We start from the raw sequence: 7566 nt of genomic DNA, 5'->3' as shown, positions 1-7566 counted from the left end.
AGCATTTTCGCGTGGTTGGCTTCGTCTGCCCACATTGCGTTGGCCTCTGCTGTCACTTTCAGGAATGCAGCCAATGTGTCGCCGTCTTCTGCGATGAAGTCGGCTGGTGCTGTTGTTGCGTCAAACACCAAGATGCCCAGGGCTTCTTTTTCGGCACCGGTCAGCAGGATGTTGCCGGATTCTTTCATGCGGCGCAGCGCGCCACCCCAGCCACAAGACATGTCAACGGAACCTTGTGAAAGGGCCGCAGCACCTTCGGCAGGGGCCATGTCGACAACTTCCATCGATGCAACATCAACACCAAAGTGCGCCATTTGGCTTAGGAAGCCATAGTGCGCGGCCGTCCCCAATGGCACAGCAACTTTCTTGCCTGCCAGCTCGGACGCTGATTCTTTGTCGATTTCCAGACCCGAAGCCACAACGCAGTTGTCGTTTTCGGAATAGGACACAGCCACATCAACGATTTGGATGTCTTGGCCAGCAGAGGCTGCAACAACGAAGGGTGGAACGCCCTGAGATACGGAAATCTGAACATCGCCTGATGCCATGGCGGCCGACATTGCCGTGCCTGTGTCAAAGCTGACCCAGTTGATTTTTTTGCCCAGCGCTTCTTCGTACAAGCCTGTTTCTTTGGCAAACTGGAACGGCATGGGCCATTCAAGGAAGTAAGCAACTGTCAGCTCGTCGCTGTGACCGTCAGCAACGGCGCCCTGTGCGCCAGCCAACATCGCAGTGGCCGCAACAGCACCCATCAGTTTTGTTTTGATCGTCATAAAAGTAACTCCCGTGGTTCGCGCAGCCATAGAGACCGCACATTTTTTGATCTATTTTGGGCGGTGGTCCGCCATTATCGCACGCAGCGTTTTGCGACGCTGCCGTGATCCGAGCCGAAAACGCGTTCGGGATCAATGTTTATTCACTAATCCTGTAATCATAGGTGCACACCAAACTCAGTCTTTCGTAAATCGAAATTTGACCTTCACGCTTAAAAACATGGCTTTGGCAGAGAACACCCCCGGTAATCTGGGTGCATCGTGCGAGAATCTGGCTTTACTTGTGGCACAAAACTGGCCCTATCAACTTGCCTAGATTCTCACCCAAGTTAACCACCAACGGGACAGGCGCGCCTATACTATATTGGCCCTGCCCTTCATCGAAAGGTTTTGCAGCTATGGACGGCACGTTCAACGAAAACGACATCTCCCGTGTGATCGAGGCCGACCGCGCCCACGTCTGGCACCACCTGATCCAACACCAACAATTCTTTACCGGCGCTGATCCAAAAATCATCGTCGAAGGCAAAGGGATGAAGGTTTGGGACCAAAAGGGAACCGAACACATCGATGCCGTGTCAGGCGGGGTTTGGACAGTTAACATCGGGTATGGCCGTGAAACCATGGGCGACGCGGTGCGCGACGCCATCGTTAAGATGAACTTTTTTGGCGGCACCACCGGTTCGATCCCTGGCGCACTGTTTGCGGAAAAGTTGCTTTCCAAGATGCCCGGCATGGACCGTGTTTTTTATTGCAACTCAGGATCCGAGGCGAACGAGAAAGCCTTTAAGATGATCCGCCAGATTGCGCACAAAAAATACGGCGGCAAAAAGCACAAGATCCTGTTCCGCGATCGGGATTATCACGGCACCACCATCGCCTGCCTATCCGCCGGTGGCCAAGACGAACGCAACGCACAATACGGCCCCTTCACACCGGGTTTCGTAAAAGTGCCGCACTGCCTTGAATATCGCAAACACGAACAAGACGGCGCTCCCGAACAGAACTATGGCGAATGGGCCGCTGACCAAATCGAAGCCGTCATTCTGCGCGAAGGTCCCGACACCGTTGGTGCCCTTTGCCTTGAACCGGTCACCGCCGGTGGTGGCGTGATCGAAGCCCCTGATGGCTACTGGCCCCGCGTCGCCGAAATTTGCAAAAAATACGACATCCTGCTGCACATTGACGAGGTCGTTTGCGGCGTCGGGCGCACCGGCACATGGTTCGGTTATCAGCATTATGACATCCAGCCCGACTTTGTGACGATGGCCAAAGGTGTGGCCTCTGGCTATGCCGCGATTGCCTGCATGGTCGCCACAAACGAAGTCTTCGACATGTTCAAAGACGACACGTCGGACAACCTCAATTATTTCCGCGACATCTCGACCTTTGGCGGGTGCACGGCAGGTCCGGCGGCGGCGCTTGAAAACATGCGCATCATCGAAGACGAAGACCTGATCGCCAACACCAACGCTATGGGCGCTTACATGAAGGACAAGATCTTTGAACTTCAGGACAAACACTCGATCATCGGTGATGTCCGTGGCAAAGGTCTGTTTCTTGGGGCCGAACTGGTCACAGATCGCAGCACCCGCGAACCTGCTGACGAAAAATTGGTTCACGCGGTTGTGGGTCACTGCATGAAACAAGGGGTGATCATCGGCGCGACCAACCGTTCATTGCAGGGACGCAACAACACGCTGTGCTTCTCGCCTGCGTTGATCGTGACAAAAGACGACGTCGATCACATTCTGGGGGCCGTCGATACGGCTTTGACGGACGTGTTTGGCTAGGTCAAAGTTTCAGGGTGGGCACTATTGCCCATCCTGCGACCTCTCATTCACGTGATCACGGCAGGCTAGACGCGAAGGGTCCCCACAGCGTAGCGTTTTCCCCATATTTAGGGAGGCACTAAGTGTTCAAAACATCAAAACAATTTAATCTAATCGCAGCCTGCGCCGTCGCGATTGTTGGCACAATGGCCACAGCTAATGCACAATCTGCCGAAGAAATGTCGTTCTTTATCACCAGCACAGGTGGCGGTGACGGCGCGAATTTTGGCGGCCTTGAAGGGGCCGACGCGCATTGCAACGCGCTTGCGTCCGCAGCTGGTTCGTCCAAAACATTCGCCGCATACCTTAGCTCCAGCATGGTTATTGACCGTTCCAGCGGCTCGCCCGAAGTCACCAACGGCATCAGCGCCCGCGACCGCATTGGGTCTGGCCCATGGCACAACGCCAAGGGCGAGTTGATCGCCGCAAATGTCGACGAACTGCACAGCAATCCCAATCTGTCGCTTGCCACCGGGCTTGATGAAAACGGCAACGAGATCAACGGACGCGGAAGCCGCCCCAACCAGCATGACATTCTGACGGGATCGGATTCAGCGGGCTACTTTTCAACCGCTGGGGGCGACACGACCTGTGGCAACTGGACCAAAAACGGCGAAGGATCCGCCATTGTGGGCCACCATGACCGTGTTGGCCTCAACACCTCGCGTAACATGATATCGTGGAACTCTGCGCACGGCTCTGCTGGTTGTGGCCAGGCCGACCTGCCCCGCACTGGCGGCGCTGGTCTACTTTACTGCTTCGCTACAGAATAATCGCGACGCATGCGCCCGGACCTCAACAGTTCGGGCGCATACTCTTTTGACTTGCGGCCCCCGCAAGATTGAAATCCAAAGTGTCTCGGCTGAACGCGCGCCGGACACCATTGGCGCAAACTGGTCGCACTTTGCTATTCACTCATGCTTGGCTTCGCGCGCCGCCGCGCCTTTATGTCATCATGTACGCGCTGCGCCTCTGCATGTATGCGTGGTATCGTGTTGTCATCAGGATAGCCTTTGACATGACCAGCCAGCAGCGACGTCCAATAGATACGTAGTACTCGATTGATCCGCGCCTGATATCCGGGGCCCAACTTACGGAACCAGCGCACCATGTCGGTGTCCATCCGCAGCGTCACGCGTGTCTTGTGACGGGCAATCGGTTCTGCGTAATCCAACCCGGTCCAATCGTCCGGCAGACTTTTGTCGATCCAGTCGGTGCTTAGGTCAGTCTGAAGCCGTTCCAACTCGTGCATCATATCAAGGGTATGGCTGTTCCGGATCGAAGAACTCATTGGCAAGATGTCCTATTGTGTGTTGTGTCATCGGCCATGATCCTGCGCTAAAAGGTGTTAAACGACGTTGATGCGATCGAACGGTGTACAGGTTGTGCATGCGCTGTGCACAGGTTGTGTATGGTCCAATTTCAAAGAAATCTTGTGGATAGTCAAAATTATTGATACAAGATTCTTTATAAATTGAGATTTCTGGCATTCAATTTTCCTTAATGAAAACTCCGTTTCACATGTGGTTAATACCAGATTGAAGTATGATTAGTGCCAGATTAGGGTTCCCCTATGGCCCTTCCAATCGAAACTTTCTTTTTGACACCGAACCATCAGGGAACCCTGCAAAGCCAAGTGCAGCAGATGATCGCACATGGCATATTGTCGGGGCGCTTTAGAACGGGCGAAAAATTACCTTCGACCCGCAAGTTGGCAATACATCTGGGCATCAGCCGCATCACAGTGACACTTGCTTACACTGAACTTGTCGCCTCTGATTACCTGACTGCGCGCGGGCGATCGGGGTATTACGTTTCCAACAACGCGCCAGTGCCGCCCATCTACCGCCCACAACCCGCGACATCGGAAACCGTCGACTGGACCCGCGCCATTGGGCAAAAATTCTCCGGAGCACCAGCGCTTTCAAAGCCGCAAGATTGGGCGCGGTTTCGCTATGCCTTTATTTACGGGCAGACAGACCCGCAATTGTTTGACCACGCCAACTGGCGGCAGTGTGCCCTGCAGGCGCTGGGGCAACGCGATTTTACAGCGCTCACTTCGGACTACTATGACCGCGACGATCCACAACTGATCGAGTTCATTCAACGCAACACGTTGCCGCGTCGCGGCGTTACTGCCAATGCCGACCAAATCTTAATCACGATGGGCGCACAAAATGCGCTGTGGTTGGCTGCACAGGTTCTGTTAACCCAACGTCGAACCGCCGCCTTCGAGGATCCGTGTTATCCTGCATTGCGCGAAATTTTGACGCAATCCCGGTGCCATATGGCCCCTGTACGGGTCGATCAGAAAGGGTTACCACCCGACGCGATCCCCCCCGAGGTGGATGTAATATTCGCCACCCCCAGCCATCAATGCCCGACCACAGCAACCATGCCAATGGATCGCCGCCACGCGCTTTTGGAACGCGCTCGGGCACTTGATGCGCTGATTATCGAAGACGATTACGAATTCGAGATGTCCTTTCTTGAGCGCCCCTCGCCCGCACTTAAATCCATGGATGAGGATGGGCGCGTGATCTATGTTGGCAGCTTTTCCAAGTCGCTGTTTCCGGGATTGCGGCTAGGATATCTGGTGGGATCAGAACCCTTTGTCCGTGAAGCTCGCGCGCTGCGCGCCTCTGTCCTGCGCCACCCACCGGGACATATCCAACGCACCGCCGCCTATTTCTTGTCGATGGGCCATTACGACGCACAGATCCGTAAAATGAGCGCTGCCTTGCACACCCGTCGCACGATCATGCAAACAGCCATCGAAAAGCATGGGTTAGAAATTGCAGGCTTGGGTGCCTTTGGCGGCTCGTCTTTCTGGATGCGCGCGCCTGCCGGAATCGATACGCGCGCCCTCGCCGCGACCTTGCAGGGTGACAGCGTGCTGATCGAACCCGGCGACCCATTCTTTTCGGGCGAAGACACACCCCGCAACTTTTACCGTTTGGGATATTCGTCGATTCAACCTGACCGGATCGAAGCAGGAATTGCGCGCATCGCCAAGGCGATCTCTGCTTAGTTCTGGACCTAAGTGGCTGAAAGATCTGGCCCTAACCCCGATCCAGACAGCGCACTACCTTACGAAAAGCAAATCAGGGGCGATTCGTCGCCCCATTTTTAATTTGGAGAGCGCCCCCATGAAAATGACCACCGAAGAAGCCTTTGTTAAAACGTTGCAAATGCACGGGATCGACAACGCCTTTGGGATCATCGGGTCGGCCATGATGCCGATTTCGGACATCTTTCCAGATGCCGGTATCCAATTTTGGGACTGCGCGCACGAAACATCAGGCGGCATGATGGCCGACGGTTTCACCCGCGCCACCGGCAAGATGTGCATGATGATCGCCCAAAACGGCCCCGGCATCACCAACTTCGTCACCGCCGTAAAGACAGCGTATTGGAACCACACGCCGTTGCTTTTGGTCACACCGCAAGCTGCCAACAAGACAATCGGCCAAGGTGGTTTCCAAGAGATGGAGCAGATGCACCTGTTCGCCGATTGCGTCGCCTACCAAGAAGAGGTCCGCGACCCGTCGCGCATCGCCGAAACTTTGAACCGCGTGATTATGCAGGCCAAGCGGGCATCTGCCCCTGCACAAATCAACGTGCCGCGTGATTTGTGGACGCAAGTCATCGACATCGAACTGCCCGCGATTGTGGACTTCGAACTGCCCCAAGGAGGCACCGAAGCGGTCCAAAACGCGGCCGATCTGCTGTCTTCGGCCAAGTTTCCGGTCATCCTGAACGGTGCAGGCGCCGTGCTATCCAAAGGTGGCATCGAAGCCTCCCGCGTTTTGGCCGAAACATTGGATGCACCCGTGTGCGTTGGCTATCAGCACAACGACGCGTTCCCCGGCAGCCACCCGCTGTTTGCTGGCCCCTTGGGCTATAACGGTTCCAAAGCTGGGATGCAGCTGATTGCGCAGGCCGATGTGGTGCTGTGCCTTGGCACCCGCCTAAACCCGTTTTCGACCCTGCCCGGCTACGGCATGGAATACTGGCCAGCGGATGCCAAAATCATTCAGGTCGACATCAACCCTGATCGCATTGGCCTGACCAAAAAGGTCACCGTGGGCATTGTCGGCGATGCGGCCAAAGTGGCCACCGGCATCACTGCCAAACTGGCCGATGGCGCAGGCGACACCAACCGGACCGAACGCAAAAACACCATCGCCACCACCAAATCGGCATGGGCGCAGGAACTGACCTCGATGAACGAGGAACAGGATGATCCCGGCACCACATGGAACCAACGTGCACGTGCAGACAAACCCGATTGGATGAGCCCGCGCATGGCCTGGCGCGCGATCCAGATGGCCCTGCCCGGCGATGCGATCATTTCGTCGGATATCGGCAACAACTGCGCCATCGGCAACGCCTATCCGGCCTTTGACGAAAGCCGCAAGTATCTGGCACCCGGCCTGTTTGGCCCATGTGGCTATGGCCTGCCTTCGATTGTCGGTGCCAAGATCGGCCAACCTAAAGTTCCGGTTGTCGGCTTTGCCGGTGACGGTGCATTTGGCATCTCAGTTAACGAACTGACTGCCATTGGGCGCGGTGATTGGCCTGCGATCACCCAAATCGTTTTCCGCAACTACCAATGGGGCGCGGAAAAGCGCAACTCGACCCTTTGGTTTGACGACAACTTTGTTGGCACCGAACTTAGCGAAGAAGTGTCATACGCGGGAATCGCCAATGCCTGTGGTTTGAAAGGCGTCGTTGCCCGCACCCAAGATGAGCTGACAGCCGCCTTGGCGCAGGCCATCAAAGACCAGATGGAAAACGGTATCACCACATTGATCGAAGCGATGATCAACCAAGAACTGGGTGAACCGTTCCGCCGTGATGCGATGAAAAAGCCCGTGGCCGTTGCCGGAATCAGCAAAGACGACATGCGCACACAAGTCGGCGCATAACCCACGTGAGTTTCGACAAGAAAATAGGAT

General features: G+C 55.6%; 6 protein-coding genes. 4 read left to right on the top strand and 2 right to left on the bottom strand.

Annotated features, from left to right (window positions below):
• Nucleotides 1-773 (bottom strand): ABC transporter substrate-binding protein (locus ABJF76_RS19350; RefSeq protein WP_413822640.1); only part of this gene is annotated, 773 nt, incomplete at its 3' end.
• Between the two features lie 398 nt (nt 774-1171).
• On the opposite strand from ABJF76_RS19350, the gene ABJF76_RS19345 reads away from it, so the two are divergent.
• Together ABJF76_RS19345 and ABJF76_RS19340 are read left to right on the top strand one after the other, a co-directional pair.
• Complete coding sequence (locus tag ABJF76_RS19345; protein WP_413820339.1) at nt 1172-2566, top strand: aspartate aminotransferase family protein; 1395 nt, start codon at nt 1172-1174, stop codon at nt 2564-2566.
• Between the two features lie 122 nt (nt 2567-2688).
• Nucleotides 2689-3378, top strand: a complete 690-nt coding sequence (locus ABJF76_RS19340) for a hypothetical protein (RefSeq protein WP_413820338.1) — start codon at nt 2689-2691, stop codon at nt 3376-3378.
• Between the two features lie 134 nt (nt 3379-3512).
• On the opposite strand, the gene ABJF76_RS19335 is transcribed toward ABJF76_RS19340, so the two are convergent.
• Nucleotides 3513-3896, bottom strand: coding sequence for a BrnA antitoxin family protein (locus ABJF76_RS19335; RefSeq protein WP_413820337.1), 384 nt, complete (start codon nt 3894-3896; stop codon nt 3513-3515).
• Nucleotides 3897-4178: 282 nt separating this feature from the next.
• Here ABJF76_RS19335 and ABJF76_RS19330 point away from each other — a divergent pair, with 282 nt between their 5' ends.
• Both ABJF76_RS19330 and xsc read left to right on the top strand, forming a co-directional pair.
• Nucleotides 4179-5636, top strand: a complete 1458-nt coding sequence (locus ABJF76_RS19330) for a PLP-dependent aminotransferase family protein (RefSeq protein WP_413820336.1) — start codon at nt 4179-4181, stop codon at nt 5634-5636.
• 118 nt (nt 5637-5754) lie between these two features.
• Entirely contained in the window at nt 5755-7536 is a 1782-nt protein-coding gene (gene xsc, locus ABJF76_RS19325; protein WP_413820335.1) for a sulfoacetaldehyde acetyltransferase, read from the top strand.
• Nucleotides 7537-7566: the final 30 nt, after the last annotated feature.

This window comes from Tateyamaria sp., from assembly GCF_039940735.1.
GTDB lineage: Bacteria > Pseudomonadota > Alphaproteobacteria > Rhodobacterales > Rhodobacteraceae > Tateyamaria.
The sequence above is the reverse complement of the archived record's forward strand: the minus strand, read 5'-3'. Positions and strand labels throughout refer to the sequence as shown.

Coding starts and splice junctions, on each gene's coding strand:
- ABJF76_RS19345 (WP_413820339.1), top strand. CDS start 1,172: ATGGACGGCACGTTCAACGAAAACGACATCTCCCGTGTGATCGAGGCC.
- ABJF76_RS19335 (WP_413820337.1), bottom strand. CDS start 3,896: ATGAGTTCTTCGATCCGGAACAGCCATACCCTTGATATGATGCACGAG.
- ABJF76_RS19330 (WP_413820336.1), top strand. CDS start 4,179: ATGGCCCTTCCAATCGAAACTTTCTTTTTGACACCGAACCATCAGGGA.
- xsc (WP_413820335.1), top strand. CDS start 5,755: ATGAAAATGACCACCGAAGAAGCCTTTGTTAAAACGTTGCAAATGCAC.